Here is a 22,635-nt window from a genome sequence, read left to right as displayed (position 1 = left end):
CCTCTACACCTCGGGGTCCACCGGCAAGCCGAAGGGGGTGCTGATCGACCACTTCAACGTGACGCGGCTGTTCACCCGCACCGAGCACTGGTTCGGCTTCGCCGCGACCGACGTGTGGCCGCTGTTCCACTCCGCCGCCTTCGACCTGTCGGTGTGGGAGATGTGGGGCGCCCTCGCGTACGGCGGCCGGCTGGTCGTCGTACCGCACATGGTGGCGCGCTCCTACGAGGCCTTCCACGCCCTGGTCGCCGGCGAGCGGGTCACGATGCTGACCCAGACGCCCACCGCGTTCAAGCAGTTCGCGCAGGCCCAGGAACTCAGCGGTGCCGAACTAGCCCTCCGCTTCGTGGTGTTCGCCGGCGAGGCGCTCAACATCCCGAGCCTGGCGCCGTGGTTCGACCGGCACGGTGACCGCAGCCCGCGGCTGGTCAACATGTACGGCATCACCGAGACCACGGTGCACGTCACCTACCGCGAGATCGACCGCGCCGACACGGAGAACACCGCCAGCGTCATCGGCACGCCGATCCCCGACCTGCGGGTGCACATCCTCGACGAGCAGATGCGTCCCGTTCCCGAGGGCACGGTCGGCGAGATCTACGTCGGCGGTCCCGGCGTCGGCCGCGGCTACCTCCGCCGGCCGGAGCTCAACCGCAGGCGGTTCCTCCCGGATCCGTACTCCACCGAGCCCGGCGCGACGCTCTACCGCAGCGGCGACCTCGCCGTCCCGCTGCCCGGCGGCGACATCCAGTACGTGGGCCGCAGCGACCACCAGGTGAAGGTCCGCGGCCACCGCGTGGAGCTCGGCGAGATCGAGAGCGCGCTGCTCGCCCACCCGGGGGTCAAGGACGCGGTCGCCGCCGTCCAGGACCAGGACACCGACTTCCCCAAGGTGGTCGCCTACGTCATCCCCGTGGGGGAGGCCCCGTCCCTGAAGGACCTGCGCCGCTTCCTCCAGGACCGGGTGCCGGACTTCATGCTGCCCAACGCGGTCGTCCCCATCGCCGAACTGCCGCTGACCGCCAGCGGCAAGCTGGAGCGCAAAGCCCTGCCCTGGCCGGCGGGGTAGCCCCGGCCGGCCCGGACTCCGCCCCGCCGACCGTCCGTTCGGCGGGGCGGAGCCCTTCGCGTCCTGAGCGCGCACCCGAACGAACTCGCCTGCCGGCCCAGGACCGGCGGCGAATGTGGCGCGCGGACGGGTACTCGCCCGCCGGGACGCGCCCTAGACTGCGACCGCTCCAAATCTGACGATCTTTTGGAGGGTGCGCACGATGAACCGAGCTCTCATCACCGCTTGCGCGGCAGCTGCGTTGGCCGTGTCCGGGGGAAGCACCACCGCCTCCGCTTCCGACACCCCGCCACGCACCACGCACGGTCCTTGCCAGTACACCCAGACCCCGGACGAGCCGGCGGCGCGACCGGTTCCCCTGCCGCCCGACCCGCGGCACACCCCCGCTCACGGCACGGTCGACACCGCTGTCCGGACCAGCCAGGGACCGCTCCCGCTGCGACTGGACCGGGCGGAAGCGCCGTGCACGGTCCAGAGCTTCGTGCACCTGGCGCGGCACCGGTTCTACGACCGCACGGTGTGCCATCGGCTGACGGCGTACCCGACGCTGAAGGTCCTGCAGTGCGGCGACCCGACCGGCACCGGCGAGGGCGGCCCCGGGTACGCGTACAAGGACGAGCTGCCGGTGGACCTGCCGCCGGCACCGACCGATCCGACCGGGACCCGCCGCCTCTACGGACGGGGCCTGCTGGCGATGGCCAACGCCGGACCGGACACGAACGGTTCGCAGTTCTTCGTCGTCTACGGCGACTCCGCGCTGCGACCGAACTACACGGTGTTCGGCACGGTCGGTGCCGCCGGCCTGAAGACGCTCGACAAGATCGCTGCCGCGGGCATCGAGCCGACCCCGCGAGACCCGGCCCCTGTCGACGGCACGCCCGCCCTGCGCACCGAACTGCTCAGCGTCCGCCCGTCCTGCCGGTCCTGACCGACCCGCGGTGCGCAGGGCGGGCGTGCCGGCGGGATGACGGTGGCCGGTCGTCACAACCGGAGAAACCGTCGCCCCCAAGCGAAACGCGAGGGTTCCCGCTTCCCGGAAGCATGCGCGGCTGTCACGGGGTACTTGGGAACCCTGTCGTCCTCCCCGGCCGCGGGATCCCTCCCGCGGTCAGGGGGACCGGCTCCTCGCGGTGCGGGACCGCCCGGACCCGGCGGCGTACTTCGAGGACCTTCCCGGACGGCTGCGCGGCTGAGCGGGACCGGAGGAGTGCCATGGATCCGGATGACCAGATCATGCAGGGGCCCGGTGAGCGGAGAGTCGCCGAGGCGGCGGAACGGATCGTGGCCGAGGGCCGGCCACGGCTGCACCGCACCTGGACGTCCCTGGTGGCCACCTCGCTGCTGGGCGGTATCGACGTCGGCGTGGGCGTCATGACGCTGCTGTTCGTGCGACACGAGACCGGCAGTGAGCTGCTGGCCGGGCTGGCCTTCTCCGTGGGGCTCATCGCCCTGCTGCTCGGGCACAGCGAACTGTTCACCGAGGGCTTCCTGGTGCCCGTGGCCACCGTCATCGCGGGCGCGGCCACCTGGCTGGACCTGGTCCGGATGTGGGGCACGGTCCTGGTGATGAACCTGCTCGGCGGATGGGTGTTCATGTGGCTGGTCATGCAGGCGTACCCGGACCTGCACCGCACCGCGGCCGCCTCGGGCGCGAAGTTCGTGGACGGCGGGTACACCCTGGGCACCTTCTGCCTCGCCGTGCTGGGCGGTGGCGTCATCACGCTCATGACCCGGATGCACCATGGCAGCGAGTCCATGACCGGGAAGATCATCGCATCGGTCACCACCGCGTTCGTCCTGGCCGGGCTCGGGCTGTGGCACTCGGTGCTGGACTCCCTCATCGCGTTCGCCGGCCTGCACACCGGCGAGACCTCCTACGGTTACCTCGACTGGCTGCGATGGCTGGCCTGGGCCGTTCTCGGCAACATCGTCGGCGGCCTGCTGCTGACCACAGCGCTGCGCCTCATTCGCAGCGCCCCGGTGCTGAACGACAGCGACGCGGAGTCGGGCGCTGAACAGCATGCCGGCGCCACCCGGACGGACTGACCGCTTCAGGACGGCGCATGGCGGCCCTGCGTGTGGCGCGCCTAGTCCGAGTCGGCCGGGCGGGGACCGGTACCGGTGCGTCGAGCGGGCCGGTACCCGGTGTCGGGGCTGGGTACCCCGCTGGTTCCGGTCCGCACACGGACCGCCCGCCCGGCGGGTCACGGTGGAGGGACGCACCTGCAACGGCACACCGGACCGACGATGGCGCTGTGGGCGCTCACGGAAGTGCGGGCCGGAGGTCGGCCGGGGGTATGTCGGGCAGCAGACGAGAGAGGTCGAAGAGGGCGGGATTCACATCGGCCGCCATGAGCAGCAGGAACAGCGGCTGTGTGCGCAGTCCGGTCACGGTCGCCCGGGGCTCCGGGCCGCAGCCGGTGGTGGGGGTGAAGAGGAGGTGGAGGCCGGCGACGTCCATGAAGGGCGTGTGGGTCAGGTCCCACTGCAGGTCGGTCACCTGCGCCGGCAGCGCGTCGACGGCGGCCCGCAGCGGGGGCAGGCTGTCGAAGTCGATCTCTCCGCAGGGGGAGATGCGTGCGGAGGTGCCGTCGACCGTGGTGGTGATGTTCATGCGGGCGTGCCCCCTTCCGGGGGTTGGTGAGCCCAAAGACGAAGCACCCCCCTGAGGGGGTGCACGACGATGGCGGGGGGTCGGGTGCCCGGGATGGGGGCAACGCCCGAACTCCCCAAAGACCGGCACCGGGAGATGCCAGCCGGTCTCGTTGGCTTCCCCCCACCGTCACACGGATACGCCTGCGGCCACGACCACCTGGACGATAATTCCGTGTGAAGCCCGCCACCGCCCATGCCGACAGCATCCGCCGCGTGCTCGAGCTGCTCGTTCACGTGCCCGCTGCGCCGATTCGGGACTCCGCATCAGCCGCTGGTGTCGGCGTCGCCGTCGTTCGGCGGGTCTTTCCGTCTCCTGCCGTCCGGAGGAGAGCCGTCCCCATGCTCCTCCAGTAGCTCGAGGAGCGCCGCATCGGCTCTCCTGCGGTCGTCCTTCGTCAGCTCGAGCGGTGCGTTGTCGTAGACGGTGTAGCGGTCCGGGTCGATGATGTTGGCGGCCCTCAGGGTGAAGGTCAGCAGGGGGTGCCAGCCCTTGCGGTGGCCGACCCGCACCTGTATCCGGGCCTTGTAGTCACGGGCCTCCGGGACGAATCCGGAGAACGGCGCCTCGAACTCGATGAACAGCTGTTGCGCTTCTCTGCCGGGCACGACGAACCCGGCCGGCAGTTTCGTCTCCTCGTCCGGCCCCGGCTGGAGCCGGCACGGTGAGGACACCCACAGCAGGGGCAGATGGGAGGCGGACTCATCGGGGAAGGTCAGGATGAGGTCCTGCACGACGATCGGCTTGGGACCGGTGTTGTGCAGGATGAGCGGAAGCCGTAGACGTGCCGTGGAACCGTGGACGATCGCCGCGATGAGGCTCCCACGCCTTCAGGCGCCCCTGTCGGGCGTGGAGCCACCAGAACGACGCGACGGTGAAGAACAGTGCGCATGCTGATACGACACTGGCGCCGGTAAGCGATGAGGACGCGGCCTGATCCGCCGCAGCCGTCAGCGGAACCACGATCTCAGTCTGCCAGCCCGGTCGCGGGCCCGCTCACAGGACGAGCCGCCGCCGGTCTCCCCAGGAACGGATCACAAGCCGGCGAGGACTACGAGATACCAGGCGACCAGGGCCGCGCACGCCACCGCGGGGACGAGCTCGCGCACCCCGTCGCCCTTGCGTACGTGCGTGGTCACGGCACCGGCGAGCAGCACCAGCAGCCCGCACCCCGCCAGGCCACCGCACAGGGGAACGACCAGGCCGAGGGCCACACCGAGGGCACCCGCCAGTTCCAGGCCGCCGATGACCCGGTAGGCCGCGGTGGTGAAGCCGGCGTGGGCGGCCAGCTCGGGCATCGGCCCCAGGGCCAGGATCTTGGCCACGCCCAGCAGGGCGAAGACCGACGCGATGAGACAGGTCAGGGAGAGGGAGAGGATCACGAGAGGCCCTGGGGGGTGTGCGGGTGGTGGAGCCGGCGGCGTTCGGCGCCCAGGCCGGCGAAGTAGGCGATCAGGTCGGGGTGGTCGACCGCGGAGGGGTTGAGGACCTGTTCGGCGGGCGCGCCCTGGAGGAGGCGTTTGACCGGGACCTCGAGTTTCTTGCCGGTTCTGGTGTGCGGGATGGCCGGTACGGCGACGATCTCGTCGGGGACGTGGCGGGGTGAGGCGCCGGTGCGGAGTGCGGCGCGGATCTTCTCGCGCAGGGCGTCGTCCAGCGTGACACCGGGCGCGGGGACGACGAAGAGCGGCATCCAGTAGCCGCCGTCGGGTTCCTCCGCGCCGATGACCAGGGCCTCGGTGATCTCGGGGAGGCGTTCGACGATGTCGTGGATGTCGGAGCTGCCCAGGCGCACGCCGTTGCGGTTCAAGGTGGCGTCGGAGCGGCCGTGCACGATCACCGAGCCGTGACCCGTGACCGTGATCCAGTCGCCGTGGCGCCACACGCCCGGGTAGGCAGTGAAGTAGGCGTCGCGGTAGCGGCTGCCGTCGGGGTCGTTCCAGAAGTACAGCGGCATCGACGGCATCGGGCGGGTGACGACCAGTTCCCCGACCTGGTCCTGGACCGGACGCCCCGCACCGTCGTACGCCGCGAGCGCCACGCCCAGGTGGGGGGCGGACAGCTCGCCCGCCCAGACGGGGGTGGTGGGGGCGCTGCCGGCGAAGGCGGAGACGATGTCCGTGCCGCCGCTGGTGGAGGCCAGCCGGATGCCCGCGCCGACGTGGTCGCGGACCCAGGGGTAGGCGGAGGCGGGCAGGGCCGAGCCGGTGCAGCCGATGACGCGGAGCGCTGAGAGGTCGTGCACGGCGGGGTCGACGCCGAGCTTGGCCATGGCCAGCAGGTACGGCGGACTGGTGCCGAAGACGGTGACCTTGTGGCGGGCCGCCAGCTCCCACAGGATGTCCGGGCGTGCGACCGGCGCGGGACTGCCGTCGTAGGTGCAGGTCGCGGCCCCGGTCAGCAGGGTGGACACGACCAGGTTCCACATCATCCAGTGGGTGGTGGTGTACCACAGCAGGCGGTCCCCGACGCCCAGGTCGCAGTGCAGGCCGAGGATCTTGAGGTGTTCCAGCAGAACGCCGCCGTGCCCGTGGACGATGCCCTTGGGCAGGCCGGTGGTGCCGGAGGAGAACACGATCCACAGCGGGTGGTCGAAGGGCACCGGGGTGATGGTGAGGTACTCGGCGCGGGTGGCCGCGTCCTCCCAGAGGACCGTCGGTCCCGCGGTGCGGGTCTCGGGCCGGGCAAGGCCCACGTGGTCCACGAGGACCGTGGCTTTCAGCGTGGGCAGGGCGCCGGCCAGGTCGAGTGAGGCGGCGCGGCGGTCGTGCGTGGTGCCGTTGAAGAGGTAGCCGTCCGCGGCGATGAGCACCGTGGGTTCGAGCTGGGCGAAGCGGTCGGCGGCGGCCTGGGGGGGCGTAGTCCTGGCCGCACACCGACCAGACCGCGCCCAGGCAGGCGGTGGCGAGGAAGGCGATGAGGGCGTGGGGGGTGTTGGGGAGGTAGCCGACCACCCGGTCGCCCGGTCGCACACCGAGGTCGCGCAGGGTGGCCGCGACGGAGGCGACCTGGGCGCGCAGCTCCCTGCCCGTGATCTCGCGGCCCGCTCCGGTCTCGTCCAGCGCGGTGATCGCGGGCGCGTCCGGGTGCAGGTTGCGCAGCGCGTGGTGCGCGTAGTTGAGGGTGGCGCCGGGGAACCAGCGGGTGCCGGGCATGGTCTCCACGGCCAGCACACTCTCGTACGGAGTGGTCGCGTCGACCTCGAAGTACTCCCACACGGCCGCCCAGAAACCTTCCAGGTCGGTGACTGACCAGCGGTGCAGGGCCGGGTAGGCGGTGGGGTCCTGGAGCCCTTCGGCGCCCCGGTGCCGCGCCGCCCAGCGGGCGAAGTCCGCGATGCGGCTGCCGGCGGCCGCCGTCGGGTCCGGAGGGAGGAACGGCTCCGCATAGGGGGTGGGGTGCGGGGTGGTCATGGTGTGGTGCTCCTCGGCAAGGGATCGGGCCGGGCTTCGGCGGGGCGGCGGGCCGTGTGCAGCAGGGGAGCCCAGGCGGCGGTGTCGGTGAAGTCGCCGGTGCCGGTGGGGACGGTGTCCAGTACGACGCGGTCGGGGCGCAGCAGCACGGCGTCGGCTCGGCCGCGAGCCAGCCAGGCGGCCAGCGTGCCGTCGTCGCCCAGGTCGGCGACGTGGACCGTGGGTGCGCCCAGTGCTGCGGCCACGCCCGTCATCCGCGCCGTAGGCGGTACGGCCGTCAGAACGGCGAAGCGCTTTCCGAGGACGTCGTCGAGGCGCACGTGCCTGCCGTCCCGCAGGACCCAGGGCTGGGGACAGAACGTGCCGGCCAGCCGGTGCCCGGTCAGCCGTCGGTGACGCCGCACCAGCGGACCGGCGGTCAGCGCGGGGCTGAGGTCGCGGCTCACCGCCGCGGTCACGCCGGGCAGGCGACACGCCGCGCCCACGACGGCCCGGCGCAATGCCGCACCGCGGTCCTGCCCGCCGGTCATGGCCCAGCCGACGGCGACCGCGACACGGATGAGGTGCCGGGCGTGCGGCTTGCGCTCCTGCTCGTAGGTGTCCAGCAGGCCGTCGCCCGCGCCCTCTCGGAGGACGCGGGCCAGTTTCCAGGTGAGGTTGCTGGCGTCGCGCAGCCCGGCGCACAGCCCCTGCCCGACGAAGGGCGGGGTGAGATGGGCGGCGTCGCCCAGCAGGAACACGCGTCCCCGGCGCCACCGGTCGGCCAGCCGGGCCCGGAAGGTGTACTGCGCCTGCCGGATCACCTCGAAGTCGTCGTCCTGAGGCCCGTCGGACGGCAGATCCACCCAGGGGGCGACCAGCTCCCGCAGGCGTGCCCGCCCCTGCGGGCCGTCCAGGCGCTCGTCCTCGGACAGCCGGAACTCCCAGCGGTAGCGGTCCTCGCCGACCCGCATGTAGGTGGCCGGACGGGTGGGGCAGCAGATCTGCTCGGCGCCGTCCCAGCTGTGCACCCGGCGGCCGGTGCGTACGTCGATGACCCGCCAGCTCTCCTCGAAGCGGAGGTCCTCCCAGACGGCGCCGATGGCTTCCCGGGTGATGCTGCCGGCGCCGTCGCAGCCGAGGACGGCGTCGGCCCACAGGTGCTCCTCCTCTTCGCTGCCGTCGCGGCGGAAGGTCACCCGCACCGGAGCGGCCCCGTCGGCGGGCTGCGTGACGGACACGGCCTCCACGCCGCTCCACAGCTCGCACTCGGGACGGCGCTCCAGGGCGTCGCGCAGCAGGCGTTCCAGTTCGGGCTGGTCGAACATGTTGGTCTGCGCGAAGCCGTGGTGGCCGTGCGGGGAGCGCGGGAACTCGGTGATCACGCGGCGCCGGGGATCCAGCAGTCGCAGGCCCGGTGCCGGGCGGGCGACGGCGGCGAACTCCTCGTGGACGCCGACGGTCTGCAGGATCCGGCAGATCTCGTCGTCCGCGACGACGGCGCGCGGCAGGGGGTAGATGTCCCCGTGGCGTTCGAGGAGCAGGCTGGGCACCCCGTGCCGGGCGAGCAGGAGGGCGGCCGTGACCCCGACCGGTCCCGCGCCGATGATCACCACCGGTCTGCGGGCTGCTGCGGCGCTCACCTGGCGTCCGCAACGGCGGTCCGCTGCTCACCGAGGTCGATCCGCCCGTCCGGGGTGGCGATCGTGGCGGTGACGAGGTCGCCGTCGCGCAGGTAGAGGGGGTTCTTCGCCTGCCCCTTGAAGAACGCCTTCCACCTGACCGCGGGCGGCAGCAGCGCACTGATCTTCGCGACCGGCTTGGGCGGGGCCTTGAGCGCTGTGCCGCCGGGGGTGCCGGTCAGCAGCAGATCGCCCGGGCCGAGGGTCTGGAAGCGGGCGAGCAGGGTGAGCGCCTGCGCGGGCCGTACGATCATGTCGGCGAGCGTGCGGTCCTGGCGCGGCACGCCGTTGACGTTCAGCCGCAGCCGCAGGTTCAGCAGATGGGCGAAGTCCTCGGCATCCAGCAGGGTCAGGTACGGCCCCGTCGGCGTGAAGGTCGGGTAGGACTTGCTCTCGTAGAACTGGGTCTTGGTCAGCTGGACGTCGCGGGCACTGACGTCGTTGGTCAGGACGAGCCCGGCGACGTAGCGCGGCAGGTCCTGCTCCTCGACGACGGTGCCGACGGGAAGGCTCGCCCCCATGACGAGGCCGAGTTCCACCTCGTAGTCGAGGAACTTCACGTGCGCCGGGCGGACGATCGTGTCATGGGGGCCGCTGACCGAGCCGGACGCCTTGCGGAAGAAGGTGGGCGGGATGTCGCCGGTGAAGCCCGAATCCTTGGCGTGGCTGCGGTAGTTGACCATCTGGGCCACCACCCGGCAGGGCGTGGTGACCGGAGGCAGTGCCACCAGGTCTGCCACGGGAGTGCCGCTCTCACCGGAGGCGGCGGCCTCCCGCACGGCGGCCCGGTCGGCGAGCAGTTCGGCGGTGGTGACCGCCTTGGTCTCGACGCGGACGGCGCGTTCGGTGGGGGTCCCCCCTGCTCGAGCGGAGTCGAGAGCTTGGGGGAGGACGGCCCACCAGCCGTCGGGGGTGCGCAGAACGTTGGTGCTCATGAGCTCATCGCTTTCATCAGGCCCAGCAGGCGTGCGGGGTCGAGTTCGTTGTCGCCGCGCAGGGCACGCATGACGTCGCGCAGCTTGGCGGGGGACGGGTCGGCGCCCAGGAAGTCGCGGGTGACGGGCGGGCCCCACTGGGCCAGGCCGCTCGCCGACATCGGTGCCCATCCGGGTTCGAGGTCGCAGGAGAACAGGTCGCCGTCGGCGAAGTGCTCCAGCATGAAGCGGTCGGGGTCGCGCCAGTAGTCGAAGAGCTGGCTGCCCTGGATGTGCCGGCCGATGCCCCAGCTGCGCCGGTAGCCGCGCTCGGCCAGGTACTCCCCGCCGGCGGCGATCGCGTCGAGGTCGGTGACCTGGTAGGCGGAGTGGACGTAACCGGTGCCTGGCCCCAGGTGCAGGGCGAGCGTGTGGTGGTCCACGGGCGTGCTGCCCTGGTCGCAGCGGATGAATGCCATGGTCGGGCCGCGTTCGCGCTGCCCGTCGAGGAACAGGAAGTCGGACACGATCATCCCCAGGGTGTCCAGGTACCAGTCCAGGGCTCGCGTGAACACCCGCGTTTCGAGGACCACGTGCCCGAGCCGCTGTATACGTGACGGCTCGCGGGGCGGGCGCTGTGCGGTGTTCGTCCGGCGGTGCTCGGTGCCGGTGTTGAGGATCAGCGGCTGCTGCTCCGGCAGGGCGGGCAGGTGCTCGGCGCAGTGCACGACCCGGACCGGGAAGCCCGAGGGATCGAGAAGGACGACCGCCCGGCCCCCGCCGGGTACGTCGATGTCGCGGACGTCGCTGCCGGTCGCGTGGGCCAGCCGGTCGAGATCGGCCCGTTCGGCCGCGTGGAACGCCGGGCCGATGAAGCGGGACGCCTGCCCGCGGCGGATGACCATGCACGGGGAGCCCGCGAAGGTGCCGCGCAGCCACAGCTGCCGTTCGGTGCGGGCGGCGATCTGGAAGCCGAAGTCCCGGGCGAACACCTCGGCCCGGTCCAGGTCCGGCTTCTCGAACTCCAGCCAGGCCAGGTCCGCCACCTTGACGGCGGGGTTCCGGGACCGGCCGGGGTGCTCACCGCGCAGGGCGCCCGGCTCACTGTGGAGATCTTGATGGGGCGTCCGGAGACCGGCCCCGCCGACGGGGGTGTGGGACATGGTGCCCTCCAAGCAACACTGCCTAATGAGGAAATCATCAACTTTGCCGATGTCATCGTCAAGGGAGCAGTCCCAAAGAACTGGGGGAATCATCAGTCATGCGGGTGTCATCGGCCTGGTTGTTACACTCGGTCGTATGCCGACGTCAGCCCCGCCCCGCAACCGCTTCGAACGGCGCCGCGCCGAGACCCGTCAGGCACTCGTCCGTGCGGCCCGGCAGATCCTCGCGGAGACCGGGGACACCAGCGCCAGCATCCAGGCGATCGCCGAGCGCGCGGACGTCGGTTTCGGCTCCTTCTACAACCACTTCGCGTCCAAGACGGAGCTGTTCGACGCCGCGGTGACGGACGCTCTGGAAGAGTTCGGCCAGGTCATCGACGAGCGGGTGGAAGGCATCGACGACCCGGCCGAGCTGGTCGCCGCGGGATTCCGGCTCACCGCGCGGATGGCCGACTCCCACCCCGAACTCATGCGCATCCTGCGCGACCGCGGCCTGGCCCACATCCACTCCGAGCGTGGCCTGTCCCCCCGGGCGCTTCGTGATCTGGAACACGGCATCGCCTCCGGCCGCTTCATTCGCACCGACCCGACCACGGCCCTGTCCGCTCTGGGCGGCACCCTGTTGTCCCTGGTGGCGCTACGGCTGGCCCGCCCCGACCTCGACGGCGACGAGACCGCCTCCGACCTGGCCGAGATGGTCCTGCGCATGCTCGGCCTCTCCCAGGACGAGGCGCACGAGGTCACCCGGCGCCCGCTGCCCGAACTCGCCCGCTGACCTCCCGCACCTGATGCGCGGCCCCCAGTGGTGCCACGCCGGCGGCGACGAGGAACGCGGTTGCCGCGGCCTCACCGGTGGCGTCCGCCCACGGGCACGCGGCGTTCTCCTCGGCGAGGGCCAGCATGAGTGCCTCCAGCGCTCGGGCCAGGACGGGTGCGGGAAGGTGGTCCGCGAAGACACCGTCGCGCTGACCTCGCCGTAGGGTCGCGACAACCTCTGCGCGGGCCGGTGCCAGGGTGGTGCGGATCTCGTCCGCTCCCAGGTGGCGCCGTCCCAAGGCGATGAGCGTGCGGTAGTGGTCGCCCACCGTCCATGCCGCCAGCACCATCCGTGCCATCGCCTCGACCGGGCCGGCATCGGCGGTGCGCGCTCCGGCGAACGCCTGCCGAAGTTCACGGCCCGCTTCGTGTGTCAGGTCGGCGATCAGCGCCTGCCGGCTGGGGAAATGTCCGTAAAGGGTGCGCCGGGCGACGCCGGCCGCCCGAGAGATGCTGTCGAGGCTCGCGTCCGGGTCCTCCCGCAGTTTCCGTCGGGCGGCCGCGAGGATGCGTCGGCGGTTGGAGTGGGCATCCTTGCGCGGCAGAGTACGGCCCGGGGTCTCGGTCGTCTGCATGGTTCTTTCTCTCCACGGTTGCCGGAAAGCCGTGGGCGGGCTGCCGGAAAGCCGTGAGCGCCGGCGCTCCCTCGCGCACCGGCGCCCACTCACCCCTGCCCAGGGTGGCTTGTCGCCCTGCTGACGGGCGTCAGGGGACGAGGATGAGGCGGATCGGGTCGCCGATCTTGTTCTCCAGTCGGTGGACGGCGTCGGCGGCCTCGATGAGCGGGATGTGGTCGGTGATGGACGGGGCCAGGTCGAGGCGTCCGGCCGCGGTCAGCCGCACCAACTCGGAGACGGACTCGGGGAAGCCGCCGTAGTGGCCGCGCACCTGCTTCTGCAGGTAGTTGAAGGTCAGTCCCTCGGTGATGGTCAGTGGCCGGGGCGTGATACCCACCAGGATCAGGGAGCCGCCCAGGCCGAGCACGGAGGCGGCCTGGTCCCGGACGGCGGGTACGCCGGCGCAGTCGAAGGCGAAGTCCAGGCCGCGTCCGCCGGTGGCCGCGCGGACCTGGTCGGCGAAGCCGGGGGCTGCCGGGTCGAGCGCGAGGTCCGCGCCGAAGGCCAGGGCACGTTCGCGGGCGCTGGGCAGCGGGTCGACCGCGATGATCGGCGCGGCGCCGACCAGGCGGGCGACACGTACGTTGTGCGCGCCGACTCCGCCGACTCCCCAGACGCCGACGGACTGGGCGGCACGGACGCCCGCGGTGGCGACGACGGCGGCGTAGGGGGTGGAGACCGCGTCGGGGATGATCGCGGCCTGGTCGAAGGGGAGGCTGTCGGGGATGGGGACGACGGTCTCCTCGGGGGTGACCATGTACTCGGCCCAGCCGCCGTCGTAGTCGATGCCCGCGGTGCGGACCTGGGTGCAGGGGCGATGGCGCACACAGCCCTCGCACGTGCCGCAGGTCTTGCCCGCCTCCAGAGTGACGCGGGTGCCGACGGTCAGGCCCCGCCTGAGGCCCGGGCCGAGAGCGTGGACGACACCGGAGACCTCGTGGCCGACGGTGATGGTGTCGGAGGTGGCGAACAGCGGGGCGAGGGAGCCGTCGAGCAGGTGGACGTCGGAGAGGCAGACGCCGGCGGCCTTGACCTCGATGAGGACCTCGCCCGGACCCGGCACGGGGATCGGGACCTCTTCCACGGCGAACTTCTTGCTGTCCAGGTGGAAGCGTCCGGCGAGCATGGTGTCCATGGTGATCTGCTTTCTGTGAGCGGCACGGCCCGGTGGTTCGGGCCATGGGTGCCATGGGGTGTCCGAAGGGCCGGTGGGGCCGGGAGGCGTGCGGGGGAGGCAGGACGTCCGCACGCCTCCCGGCGGCTGGGGGGCAGCGCGCCTCGACGGCGTGCGACGGTCAGGCGAAGACGTCCTGCTGGTAGCGCTCGTCCGCCTCCAGCTGGGCGAGCCACTGCTGGGCGGTCTCGTCGTCGCCGCCGGTCTTCTCGCGGTGGATGGCGGCGAGTGCCTCGCGGACGGCGGGGGCCATGCGGCGGCCGTCACCGCAGACGTAGACGTACGCGCCGTCCTCGATGGCCTGCCACACCGTGTCGGCGGCATGGGCGATGGCGTTCTGCACGAACCGGGCCGGGTGGCCGGTCACCGCGGAGAAGGCGGTGTGCACCTGGGCGATGCCGGCCTGCTCCCAGTCCTGCATCTCCTGGCGGTAGAAGTAGTCGTGCTCCGGGTGGCGGCAGCCGACGAACACCAGCGACAGGCCCACCCGGGTGCCGTTCGCGTGCTGTGTCGCCCGCTCCTCCAGGAAGCCGCGCAGCGGCGCGATGCCGGTGCCGGGGCCGATGAGGATCAGCGGCGTGGTGGGGTCGGCGGGCGGGGCGAACGTCGGGGAGGGCACGCGGACGTAGCCGTACACGACGTCTCCGGGCTCGAGGGCCGCGACGTAGGAGGAGCAGGTGCCGCGGTACCGGCCGTCGCCGGACAGGGCAGGGCCCTCCAACAGGCCGACGGTCAGGCGCACATGGCGCGGATCGGCCGACGGTGCGGAGGAGATGGAGTAGAAGCGCGGCCGGATCGGACCCATCATCTCCAGGAACACCGCCAGCGGCAGCTCGACCGCCGCGAAGCGCTCCAGCAGACCCAGCACCGAGACGCGCTTGCCGAGGATCTCCTTGCCGTAGCGCTCCTCGGCCTCCTGGGTGTCGGCCGTGTACGCCTGCAGCTGCGGCCGGGTCCAGGGGCACTCGGTGTGCTCGGCGAGCGTCTGGATCTGGGAGCGGGTGGCCACGTCCTGCAGCTCCAGGAACTCGGTGAGCAGGATGCCGGCGGTGACCGGAACGCCGACCGGCAGGTGGGTGCGGCCACCGGCCGGCTGGTCGAGCCGGAGCACCTGGTCGTACTCGACGCCGAGCCGCCTCAGGGCGCGCTCCACCAGGGCGAGTTCGTTCTTGGCGAAGACGGCCAGGTGGTTGCCGGTGTCGTAGGTGACGCCCTCGGGCAGCTCGAAGGTGAGGGACTTCGCGGACGGGCGCGGCGGCTCGATGCCGAAGTCCCACAGGCCGGTCGCGTCGGCCACGAGCTCCTCGTTGGCCACCACCGTGAGCGGGTACGCCTGCTCGGAGACGATGGCGGGGCGCACGTCGGACTCGGTGAGCAGCTGGACCTGGTAGCGGGGGCCGCTCGCCTGGGAGGTGTCGGCGGCGTACTCCTCGGCCAGGGTGGCCCACAGGGTGTCCATCCACCGCGTGGCCATGCCGTCGAAGTCACCGGCGGCGTCCGCGATGCCGCGCTCGACGACCGGAGTGGCGCCGGCGGCCAGCAGGCCCTCCTCGATCCGCTTGGGGAACGCCTGGTAGGTGGCCACCCATTGGGTGTTGCCGGCGCCCAGCAGCGCGAACCGCACGTTCGCCAGTGAACCCTCGGGCAGTCCGGCGGCGAGCAGGTCGTCGAAGCGCTGGGCGTTGTCGGGCGCCTTGCCGTTGTAGCTCGCGGCCACGACCACGAGCAGCCCCTCGGCGGGCAGGTTGTCGCCCAGCTCGTCCAGGCTGATGAGGGTCGTGCCGAACCCGGAACGCTCACCCCGGTCGGCGATGGTACGCGCCAGGTCCTCGCACGAGCCGAGGGTGGAGCCGTAGGCGACGGTGAGGTTCACGCCGACGCCGCTCACCGCGGCCTGCTGCCGCTCGGCGCCGCCCTGCGGCTCGACGGCACCGAACACGGCACGCTCGTGCTCCTGACGCGTGCGCACGACGAGCTCGAAGTCGCCGGGCTTGCGCGTCAGCGCTTCTCGCACGTCCATCTTGTAGTCGGTGGTGTCGGAGAACTTGAACTTCTGCAGCACCAGCGCCAGCGCCAGGCGGGCCTCGGTGAGCGCGAACTGGCGGCCGATGCACGCGCGCCGGCCGTTGCCGAACGGCTTGTAGGCGTGTTGGTGGTGCTGGGCCCGGTTCTCGGGCAGCCACCGGTCGATGTCGAACTCGCGCGGCCTCTCCCAGGCCTTGGGGTGGGTGTGCAGCGGCCCCATCAGCAGGTTCGTTTTCGTGCCCTGCTTCAGCTCGTAACGGCCGCCGATGACGGTGTCCTCGAGCGGTGCCTTCATGATCTGCGGGATGGGAGCCCACAGGCGCAGGGTTTCCTCCAGGATCCGCGGGATCACGTCCATCTTCATGATCGTGTCGTAGTCCGGGACCGTGTCGCCCGGCATGAGGCGGTCGACCTCGGCGTACGCCTGGGCCAGCACGTGCGGGTTGCGCATCAGCGAGTACGTGGCGAACGACAGCAGACCGCTGGTGGTCTCGTGACCGGCGATCAGGAACGTCACCACCTGGTCGCGGACGTTGTCGTCGGTCAGCGGCCTGCCCGTCTCCGGGTCGGTGGCCCGGAGCATCAGGCCCAGCAGGTCGTCCTCACCGCTGCTCCTGCCCTGACGACGCTCCTTGATCACGCTTTCGACCAGATCCCGCATCAGCTGGATGTTCTCGCGATAGCGCCTGTCGTCGTCCGTACGAAGCGCGGTCATCTCCGGCAGCTCCTGTGAGCGCCGCATCGATTCCACCAGCGCTTCCAGCAGGGCGTTGAGGAAGGGGTGCAGCTCCTCCTCGGCGAAGGAGTCGAACCGGTAGCCGAAGCCGGACAGGGCGATGGTGTCCAGGGTCAGCCTGGTGTAGTCGTCAGTGATCTTGACCCGCTGCCCCTCCTTCCTCTCCCAGGTGCCCACGAGGTTCTGGGCGATCTCCAGCATCTGTCCGTAGTAGTTCTTCATGGCGCGCTGGCTGAAGGCCGGCATGAGGATCCGGTGCGCCATGCCCCAGGCGTCACCGTCCTCCACCTCGTGGGCCGTGAACAGGCCCGCGCCCGTGTAGTCCCGGACGTGGCTCAGCGGCGCGAAGATCGGCTTCCCGAAGCGGGTCTCGTCGCTGACCTCGGTGACCAGGTCCGGGTCGTAGACGAAGACGTTGTCCTGACCGGCGATGTTCAGGCTGAAGATGCCCTCCGGGAACTGCTCGGACAACTCGCCGAAGAACGCGACCGGGTTGGTCTCCGGAAGCGGCGGCGCGGGATCGAGGACCGGGATCCCGTGCGAGGGCCGGGAGGGGCGAAGGTCATTCGCGGCGTGTGTGGTCATGGACGTGCTCCTCTGCGTGGAGTGGAGGGGGTGAGCAAGGACGCGCTGCGCTGGGCGGTGCCGCACTGCACCACGGAAACATACGCCGTATGGATTAGTACCGTACGTCGTATGGAAACCCGGTGCAACCCCGGACTGGGGGAGGAGTGCCGTGATCGGAGTCATTTTCCGTACGCCGTATGGGCGCTGATACCGTACGAGGTATGGAAAAAAAGGTGAGACGTCCCCCGCGGGGTACGAGGAAGAGAGACGTGCCTCTGACCGAGGCCGGGATCTACGCCGCCGCCCTGCGGCTCATCGACGAGGACGGGGTCGAGGCGCTCACCATGCGCAAGCTGGCGACCGTGCTCGACGCGAACCCGATGTCGCTGTACCACCACGTGCCGAACAAGGAAGCCGTGCTGCGCGGCGTGACGAGAATGGTCGGAGCCCAGTTCCGCACCGTGACGCTGGAGGACGCCCCCTGGCAGGAGCGTCTCCGCCTGCTCGCCACGGACTTCCGGACGCTGGCGCACCGGCACCCTGAGCTGATGGCGTACTCGTTCAGCCACCAGCCCGACTTCATCCAGCACGACGACCCGTTCTGGACCGCCCTCACCGCGATCGTGGCCGCCGCCGGGGCGCCGCCGTCAGAGGTCCCGGAAATCGCCGCACTGATCGTCGCCGTCGTCATCGGTGTCCTCACCGCCGAACTCAACGGCTCGCTCCACCAGTGGGCGAACCTCAAGCCCCCCGGTCCTGATGCGGACCACATGTTCGGCCCTGATCCGGACCACATGTTCCGTCTCGTGATGGACACCCTGATCACGGGCCTGGAAAGCCGGCTCACCGCAGGTCGCGACGGCCAGGACACCGGCCGTCGCTGAGCCCGTGGTCCTGAGGTGCTACGGCCTGGGGTCGGTCCGAGGCCGGCGAGCGCGGGGTGCGGCGGCCGGAGGAGGTCGTTTCCCGCGCTGTCGGTCCGGCTTTCTCGCACAACCCGAGCTGTACGAGGCCGCACCGGCCGTCCGTCGCGCGGAGACGGAGCTGTTCGCGATGTTCACCGCCGCGGACGTGCCCGTGGCCTAGGCGGGGCCGGGCGCGGCCTCGTCGGCGCCGCGCCACATGGAGGTCAGTCCTGGCGGAGGAGGTGTGCCAGTCCGGCATCCCAGTCGATGCGTCCGGACTCGGTACCGCGTGGCACCAGAGTCTGGGTGTCCTGAAGGAAGGACGCGATGTCCTGCACGGGCACCTCCAGCAAGGCGGTGCCTGCGGAAGAGCCGAGGGCGATGTAGAGCGACTCGTCACCCCGCCCTGCGGCCGACCAGATCCGGACGTCCGCGTGGCCTGCGGAACCCTCCAGACCGTCAGCGAGAAGGTCCCGCCCCAGGATCCATTCGACCGGCTCGTCGGAGTCGCCGAAGAAAGCGGCACGGACGACGTAGGGATCGGCGGGCTCGTACCGCAGGCGTACCCAGAGGGGCAATGAGGAGGCGCGCGAGACGATCAGTTGCACGGCCACCCGCCGTTCCACGACCTTCAGGAACTTCTTCATCGGCTTCCGCTTCCGGGTGTGGCCCGGCGGTGCCTTACGCCGGTCCCGCTCGGCCGGCCGCCGGGAGCGCCGCCCCCCGACCGCCGACCCTGCCCCCGCCGGCGGCAGGGACAGGGCCGGGGGGAACTGCTTGCGCTCATGGCCGACACCCGTTTCACCGCTGGTCGCGGCTCGGGTCATGGTGGTGGCTGGACCCACCGTCGTGCTCGGAGCGGTTCTCGCCGTGGCGGTAGGACCTGTCGGACGTCCGGCCGTGTCCCTGGCCCTCCCAGCGGTAGAAGTGACCGTCGCGGTAGTAGAGACCGTCGCAGTCGTGCCGGGTCGAACCGGTGCCGCGGTGGTCCTGGTGCCAGCCGAGGGTCTCGTCGCAGGAGTAGCCGCGCTCGAGCAGGTAGCCGACCCCGTGGTCCCAGCTGTGACCGGCGGCCACGGTCCTGTCGGTCGAGTGCTGGGCGTGCGTGGACGCAAGAGGTGCGGCCGAAGCGGCGCCGCCGGTGCCGAGAACGGCGGTCCCGGCGACGGCGACGGAGGAGACAGCGAGGGCGATGCGCTTCGCGAGCATCTTCATGATCTTTCCTTCCCGAAGGGGTGGCCTGCACCGACAGTGGTCTGTCAGGCGATGTGTGAGGCCCGGTGTGATCCGGGCGAGCAGTTCCATACGTCGTATGGAAGCTTTCACTCCTTGGTACCATACATCGTATGGAAATGTGAAGGGGCGAAGATGCCTCCCCGGAACCCGGGAGGTGTGCGGCGGAACCCAGCAGGACACCGCCCGTCCGTGACCGCACTCACCGCGGAACTGCCGGGTGAACCGCCGGAGCCCTTCGCCGCCACTCTCCACATCCGTGGGGGCGCCGAGGATGCCACGTGTGTACTGGAGATCGCCGGGCGCAGCCACACCATGTCCGAGTCGCCACCGATCCGACCCGGCACCACCCTTCCCGCAGCGGGCCGTCCCCCGCTGCGGTCGGCCCGCGGCCTGCTGCGCCGCACTTTGCGGAGGTGGGGTTGACGGACAAGGCACGCACGGTGGCCGAGGCCGGCGCACGGTCCGGCGGAGTCCGGCCGGGGGTGGCTGTGACCAGCGGACTCACACTGCGGCCGTCCTACCCCAGCCACGCCCCGTCCCGCATCACGACCCTGCCGCGAAGCTCCGGCACTCCGCGCCAGGCGCGCACTGTCTGCGGCGCCACGCACAGGTACAGGTAGGGGGTCTCTTCCGTACGGGGATCCCAGCCGAACTTACCCGTGAACCCCTCTGCGGCATCATCTGGTACTTCCCGCGCGGGCCAGCACTTCGCCTCCCCTTGCAGCAGCACCACGTCGGAGGCATCCGGCAGAGCCAGCCGTACGCGCGGTTCCCTCTGCACATTGCGCGCGGTCGCGGAGTTCGCGCCGGTACACATCCACACTGCCTGCCCGTCCCAGAGAAACCACAGGGGCACCTGATGCGGGCCGTGGTCGGGGTGGGACGTCGACACCCATATGTCGCGCTCCGAGCCGAGCCGCTCCAGGGTGTCCCGCCTGCGCTCCGCCGTGGTGCGGCAAATGATCTCCATAGCTTGCATGGGCGCCGACCTTAGCCAGCCGGTTCACCGTACGCATGGGGCGCAGGTCCTAAGCCCGCAGTCGGACCATCGCCTGCCCTTCAGTTGATGCGCGGCCGGCGGACAGAAGCCACCGGAGGGGTCACGGGTTTCGATCACGCCGTCGGTGTACAGCAGCAGGGTGTCTCCGGTGTCGAAGGGCACGGTGGTCTCGGCATGAGTGGTGGCCGAGGTGAGGCGGCGCGGTGATGAGGTGCTCGCCCGTTTCGTCGTCGATCGCGGGGAAGTCGCTGACGTAGCGGTGGACGTGCTCGTCCAGGGCGGTGGCGAGGCCGGGGTGGCCGGCGGCGGTGAGGTGCACGGCGCTGAGCAGCAGGGCGGCTTCACCGACCGCGGCCAGACCTCTGCCGCGTACGTCACCGATCAGCAGGCGGGTGGTGCGGTCGGCGCGGGTGGCGGTGTAGAGGTCGCCGCCGATCTGGGTCTCCTCCTCGGCGGCCAGGTAGCGGCATGCGATCTCCACTGCTCCGCTACGTTCCGGCAGCGGGCGTAGGAGGGCCCGTTGGGCTGCCTCGGACACCGACTGCGCGCACGCCGGCAGGTGGCGGCGGGGTTCGCGGACCATGGTGAACAGCACGATGAGCACGGACAGCAGGGTCAGCGCGGCGATCTGGGCCAGATGGCTGCTGGTGGTCAGCCCGCCGTGCAGGACAGCGATGAAAACCTGGGCCGCCACGGCGAGGGCACCGACCGCTGCGGTGGTCCTCGGCCCGGCGAAGGACGGCGCGAGAGCCGGAGCGGTCATTTCATCCCGCCCGCATATCGCCCATCGTCGCCGTTGACCGGACACGCCGGCTTCGCTCGACATGCCGTGCAGCGCAAGCGGGACTAGGCTTTCTGGTCGAAGGCCGCAGCGAACGACGCGGCCTGTGCCGTTCGCTCACAGGCTTCCCGACCCCCCGGTCGAAGCGCCCGATCAGGCGAATGACGCGCAGGGCCCTGGAGAGACCGGTGGAGAGGTCGTTCCTTCCGTACCGCTGCGATGACACCTGAAGACCGCGCCGTACCCCGCTTGACGAGCCCGGCGACGGCCATCCGCCTCGCGGCTCCCCCCCGACGGGACCCGCGAAAGACGATGGAGACGAAAGGTATTTCCATGCGATCACAGCGCATTCGGCGTCTCGTCGCGTTGTCCGCTTCGGGCCTGCTGCTGACCGGCGCAGCGGCAATCGGCACGGCCGGCAGCGCCTTCGCCACGGAACACGGCGACGACAGCTCCTACAGCAGCGATCACGGAGATCACGGCTGGTGGGGCGGCGACGATGACGACGGTTACGGCTACGGCGGCGACCACGGTGGCTACGGCGGCGGTAACGGCGGTGGAGACCATGGCGGTTATGGCGGTGATGGGGGAGACCACGGCGGTGGTGGCGGCCACTGATGGGGGAATCCACTGAGCGCGACGACGTGCGGTCCAAGGGGGCGCCGACTTCCTGGTGTACGGCTCGGCGGCATCCGCGACCGACCAGGCGTGTGTGAGGGATCGCCATGCGGGCTTTTCAACTCGTCGGCTGGCGACGACCGCTGGAGCTGCGCGACGTTCCGGTACCCGAGCCCGGGCCGGGGCAGGTCCTGGTGAAGGTCGCCGGTGCCGGTGCGTGCCACTCCGATCTGCACATCATGGAGGCACCCGGGCCACCCCCGGGGCTCGCCACCGAACTGCCCTTCACCCTCGGCCATGAGAACGCCGGATGGGTGGAACGGCTGGGACCGGGCGTCACGGGGTTCACCCCCGGGGAGCCGGTGATCGTCTACGGCTGCTGGGGCTGCGGGGTGTGTGCCAACTGCCGCCAGGGGCGGGAGAACTACTGCCAGACGCTCGGAGGGCAGGGTCCGGGCCTGGGAGGTGGTCACGACGGCGGAATGGCCGAGTACCTGCTCGTCCCTGGGCCGCGGTACCTGATTCCGCTGGGCACCCTCGACCCCCGCCAGGCCGCCCCGCTCAGCGACGCCGGACTGACCAGCTATCACGCCGTCAAACGGTCGCTGCATCTGCTGGGGCCGGGCTCGACCGCGGTCGTGATCGGGGCCGGCGGTCTCGGCCAGATGACCATCCAGATCCTGCGCGCGCTCACCACGGCGACCACCGTCGTCGCCGTGGACACCGACGCCGGCAAGCTGGAAACCGCCAGGCACATGGGAGCCGACGAGGCGCTTCCCTCGGGGGACGATGCGATCGCGTGCATCAAGGACCTGACGGGGCAGCAGGGTGCTGAACTGGTGCTGGACATGGTCGGCATCGACCCGACGCTCCGGATGGCCGCTCAGGTGGCCAGGGTGCTCGGCCATCTGACCATCGTCGGCCTCGGCGGCGGGGCCCTGCCCGTCGACTTCACCAGCCCGCCGCACGAGTGCTCGGTCGCCTCGCCCTACTGGGGCACGCTCCCCGAACTGATGGAAGTGATCACCCTGGCACAGCAGCAGAAGATCGGGATGCTGGTCGAGCACTTCCCTTTGGAACACGCCCACGAGGCGTACCAACTCCTGCACGACGGCAAGATCCATGGACGCGCCGTCATCACCCCCCATGCATGAGCACCGACGTCAACGCGACCAGAACGCACAGGAGACCGGTCGGGTGACGACCTACATGCACTGACGAGACAACGCTGTTCCCAGGAGGAGGCAGGCGTCATGACACACCCCACCGATTCTCCGGGCGCGGTTC

Annotated in this window: 20 protein-coding genes and 2 pseudogenes; 7 read left to right on the top strand and 15 right to left on the bottom strand. The window is 71.1% G+C overall.

From position 1 onward, the window contains the following. From IE312_RS11215 to IE312_RS11205, 3 genes are all read left to right on the top strand, one after another. Positions 1-1,069, top strand: a 1,069-nt coding sequence (locus tag IE312_RS11215; protein WP_189980775.1) for an amino acid adenylation domain-containing protein, incomplete at its 5' end; no start/stop codon positions are given. A gap of 202 nt (positions 1,070-1,271) precedes the next feature. Further along, positions 1,272-1,997, top strand: coding sequence for a peptidylprolyl isomerase (locus IE312_RS11210; RefSeq protein ID WP_189980773.1), 726 nt, complete (start codon positions 1,272-1,274; stop codon positions 1,995-1,997). 284 nt (positions 1,998-2,281) lie between these two features. Continuing rightward, entirely contained in the window at positions 2,282-3,115 is an 834-nt protein-coding gene (locus IE312_RS11205; RefSeq protein ID WP_189980771.1) for a formate/nitrite transporter family protein, read from the top strand. Between the two features lie 217 nt (positions 3,116-3,332). Here IE312_RS11205 and IE312_RS11200 read toward each other — a convergent pair whose 3' ends face one another. The 7 genes and pseudogenes from IE312_RS11200 to IE312_RS11170 all read right to left on the bottom strand — a co-directional run bounded on the left by IE312_RS11200 (position 3,333) and on the right by IE312_RS11170 (position 10,873). Continuing rightward, complete coding sequence (locus IE312_RS11200) at positions 3,333-3,683, bottom strand: STAS domain-containing protein (protein WP_189980769.1); 351 nt, start codon at positions 3,681-3,683, stop codon at positions 3,333-3,335. Between the two features lie 305 nt (positions 3,684-3,988). Then, complete coding sequence (locus tag IE312_RS11195) at positions 3,989-4,456, bottom strand: hypothetical protein (RefSeq protein ID WP_189980767.1); 468 nt, start codon at positions 4,454-4,456, stop codon at positions 3,989-3,991. A gap of 300 nt (positions 4,457-4,756) precedes the next feature. Then, positions 4,757-5,074: pseudogene (locus IE312_RS11190) on the bottom strand (DoxX family protein); the annotation flags it as partial. 26 nt (positions 5,075-5,100) lie between these two features. After that, positions 5,101-7,135 (bottom strand): annotated as a pseudogene (locus IE312_RS11185) (acetoacetate--CoA ligase). Further along, positions 7,132-8,757 (bottom strand): bifunctional 3-(3-hydroxy-phenyl)propionate/3-hydroxycinnamic acid hydroxylase MhpA, encoded by a 1,626-nt coding sequence (mhpA, locus tag IE312_RS11180; RefSeq protein WP_189980763.1) that lies wholly within the window; start codon positions 8,755-8,757, stop codon positions 7,132-7,134. The pseudogene IE312_RS11185 and the gene mhpA overlap by 4 nt, the downstream one beginning before the upstream one ends. Then, on the bottom strand, positions 8,754-9,731 hold the full coding sequence (locus tag IE312_RS11175; protein WP_189980761.1) for a fumarylacetoacetate hydrolase family protein: 978 nt from the start codon (positions 9,729-9,731) through the stop codon (positions 8,754-8,756). Before IE312_RS11175 ends, mhpA begins: the two co-directional genes overlap by 4 nt. Continuing rightward, the gene (locus IE312_RS11170; protein WP_189980759.1) at positions 9,728-10,873 is read right to left on the bottom strand and encodes a VOC family protein; all 1,146 of its coding nucleotides are present in this window, start codon (positions 10,871-10,873) and stop codon (positions 9,728-9,730) included. Before IE312_RS11170 ends, IE312_RS11175 begins: the two co-directional genes overlap by 4 nt. Positions 10,874-11,009: 136 nt before the next feature. On the opposite strand from IE312_RS11170, the gene IE312_RS11165 reads away from it, so the two are divergent. Next, positions 11,010-11,648: a TetR/AcrR family transcriptional regulator gene (locus IE312_RS11165; protein WP_189980757.1), complete on the top strand. Its 639-nt coding sequence runs from the start codon at positions 11,010-11,012 to the stop codon at positions 11,646-11,648. On the opposite strand, the gene IE312_RS11160 is transcribed toward IE312_RS11165, so the two are convergent. The 3 genes from IE312_RS11160 to IE312_RS11150 form a co-directional block, all read right to left on the bottom strand. Further along, positions 11,614-12,264, bottom strand: coding sequence for a TetR/AcrR family transcriptional regulator (locus tag IE312_RS11160; RefSeq protein WP_189980755.1), 651 nt, complete (start codon positions 12,262-12,264; stop codon positions 11,614-11,616). The two genes, IE312_RS11165 and IE312_RS11160, sit on opposite strands and share 35 nt — an antisense overlap. A gap of 130 nt (positions 12,265-12,394) precedes the next feature. Then, entirely contained in the window at positions 12,395-13,441 is a 1,047-nt protein-coding gene (locus IE312_RS11155) for a zinc-binding dehydrogenase (RefSeq protein WP_189980753.1), read from the bottom strand. A 160-nt stretch (positions 13,442-13,601) separates the two neighbouring features. Continuing rightward, complete coding sequence (locus IE312_RS11150) at positions 13,602-16,826, bottom strand: bifunctional cytochrome P450/NADPH--P450 reductase (RefSeq protein ID WP_189980751.1); 3,225 nt, start codon at positions 16,824-16,826, stop codon at positions 13,602-13,604. A 251-nt stretch (positions 16,827-17,077) separates the two neighbouring features. On the opposite strand from IE312_RS11150, the gene IE312_RS11145 reads away from it, so the two are divergent. After that, positions 17,078-17,692 carry a TetR/AcrR family transcriptional regulator gene (locus IE312_RS11145; protein WP_229899517.1) on the top strand — a complete coding sequence of 205 codons (615 nt, stop codon included), beginning with the start codon at positions 17,078-17,080 and terminating at the stop codon, positions 17,690-17,692. Positions 17,693-17,937: 245 nt separating this feature from the next. Here IE312_RS11145 and IE312_RS11140 read toward each other — a convergent pair whose 3' ends face one another. The 5 genes from IE312_RS11140 to IE312_RS11120 all read right to left on the bottom strand — a co-directional run bounded on the left by IE312_RS11140 (position 17,938) and on the right by IE312_RS11120 (position 20,712). Then, a complete protein-coding gene (locus IE312_RS11140; protein WP_229899516.1) occupies positions 17,938-18,327 on the bottom strand; it encodes an SsgA family sporulation/cell division regulator in 390 nt (129 codons plus the stop codon). 187 nt (positions 18,328-18,514) lie between these two features. Then, entirely contained in the window at positions 18,515-18,928 is a 414-nt protein-coding gene (locus IE312_RS11135; protein ID WP_189980745.1) for a hypothetical protein, read from the bottom strand. A 538-nt stretch (positions 18,929-19,466) separates the two neighbouring features. Then, entirely contained in the window at positions 19,467-19,928 is a 462-nt protein-coding gene (locus IE312_RS11130) for a pyridoxamine 5'-phosphate oxidase family protein (protein WP_189980743.1), read from the bottom strand. Positions 19,929-19,952: 24 nt separating this feature from the next. Then, positions 19,953-20,111, bottom strand: coding sequence for a SpoIIE family protein phosphatase (locus IE312_RS44120; RefSeq protein WP_189980741.1), 159 nt, complete (start codon positions 20,109-20,111; stop codon positions 19,953-19,955). Further along, the gene (locus tag IE312_RS11120; protein ID WP_189980739.1) at positions 20,050-20,712 is read right to left on the bottom strand and encodes a PP2C family serine/threonine-protein phosphatase; all 663 of its coding nucleotides are present in this window, start codon (positions 20,710-20,712) and stop codon (positions 20,050-20,052) included. The genes IE312_RS44120 and IE312_RS11120 overlap by 62 nt, the downstream gene beginning before the upstream one ends. Before the next feature lie 351 nt (positions 20,713-21,063). On the opposite strand from IE312_RS11120, the gene IE312_RS11115 reads away from it, so the two are divergent. Continuing rightward, positions 21,064-21,348, top strand: coding sequence for a hypothetical protein (locus tag IE312_RS11115; protein ID WP_189980737.1), 285 nt, complete (start codon positions 21,064-21,066; stop codon positions 21,346-21,348). Positions 21,349-21,455: 107 nt separating this feature from the next. Beyond that, positions 21,456-22,502: an NAD(P)-dependent alcohol dehydrogenase gene (locus tag IE312_RS11110; RefSeq protein WP_189980735.1), complete on the top strand. Its 1,047-nt coding sequence runs from the start codon at positions 21,456-21,458 to the stop codon at positions 22,500-22,502. Positions 22,503-22,635 lie beyond the last annotated feature (133 nt).

The sequence above is a fragment of the Streptomyces capoamus genome (assembly GCF_014654935.1).
Lineage (GTDB): Bacteria > Actinomycetota > Actinomycetes > Streptomycetales > Streptomycetaceae > Streptomyces > Streptomyces capoamus.
This window is presented reverse-complemented; position numbering and strand designations above follow the sequence as displayed.

Excerpts from the sequence above, each read along its gene's own strand:
- IE312_RS11210 (WP_189980773.1), top strand. The coding sequence starts at position 1,272 with ATGAACCGAGCTCTCATCACCGCTTGCGCGGCAGCTGCGTTGGCCGTG.
- IE312_RS11205 (WP_189980771.1), top strand. The coding sequence starts at position 2,282 with ATGGATCCGGATGACCAGATCATGCAGGGGCCCGGTGAGCGGAGAGTC.
- IE312_RS11200 (WP_189980769.1), bottom strand. The coding sequence starts at position 3,683 with ATGAACATCACCACCACGGTCGACGGCACCTCCGCACGCATCTCCCCC.
- IE312_RS11175 (WP_189980761.1), bottom strand. The coding sequence starts at position 9,731 with ATGAGCACCAACGTTCTGCGCACCCCCGACGGCTGGTGGGCCGTCCTC.
- IE312_RS11170 (WP_189980759.1), bottom strand. The coding sequence starts at position 10,873 with ATGTCCCACACCCCCGTCGGCGGGGCCGGTCTCCGGACGCCCCATCAA.
- IE312_RS11165 (WP_189980757.1), top strand. The coding sequence starts at position 11,010 with ATGCCGACGTCAGCCCCGCCCCGCAACCGCTTCGAACGGCGCCGCGCC.
- IE312_RS11160 (WP_189980755.1), bottom strand. The coding sequence starts at position 12,264 with ATGCAGACGACCGAGACCCCGGGCCGTACTCTGCCGCGCAAGGATGCC.
- IE312_RS11155 (WP_189980753.1), bottom strand. The coding sequence starts at position 13,441 with ATGGACACCATGCTCGCCGGACGCTTCCACCTGGACAGCAAGAAGTTC.
- IE312_RS11150 (WP_189980751.1), bottom strand. The coding sequence starts at position 16,826 with ATGACCACACACGCCGCGAATGACCTTCGCCCCTCCCGGCCCTCGCAC.
- IE312_RS11135 (WP_189980745.1), bottom strand. The coding sequence starts at position 18,928 with ATGAAGATGCTCGCGAAGCGCATCGCCCTCGCTGTCTCCTCCGTCGCC.
- IE312_RS11130 (WP_189980743.1), bottom strand. The coding sequence starts at position 19,928 with ATGCAAGCTATGGAGATCATTTGCCGCACCACGGCGGAGCGCAGGCGG.
- IE312_RS11120 (WP_189980739.1), bottom strand. The coding sequence starts at position 20,712 with ATGACCGCTCCGGCTCTCGCGCCGTCCTTCGCCGGGCCGAGGACCACC.
- IE312_RS11115 (WP_189980737.1), top strand. The coding sequence starts at position 21,064 with ATGCGATCACAGCGCATTCGGCGTCTCGTCGCGTTGTCCGCTTCGGGC.
- IE312_RS11110 (WP_189980735.1), top strand. The coding sequence starts at position 21,456 with ATGCGGGCTTTTCAACTCGTCGGCTGGCGACGACCGCTGGAGCTGCGC.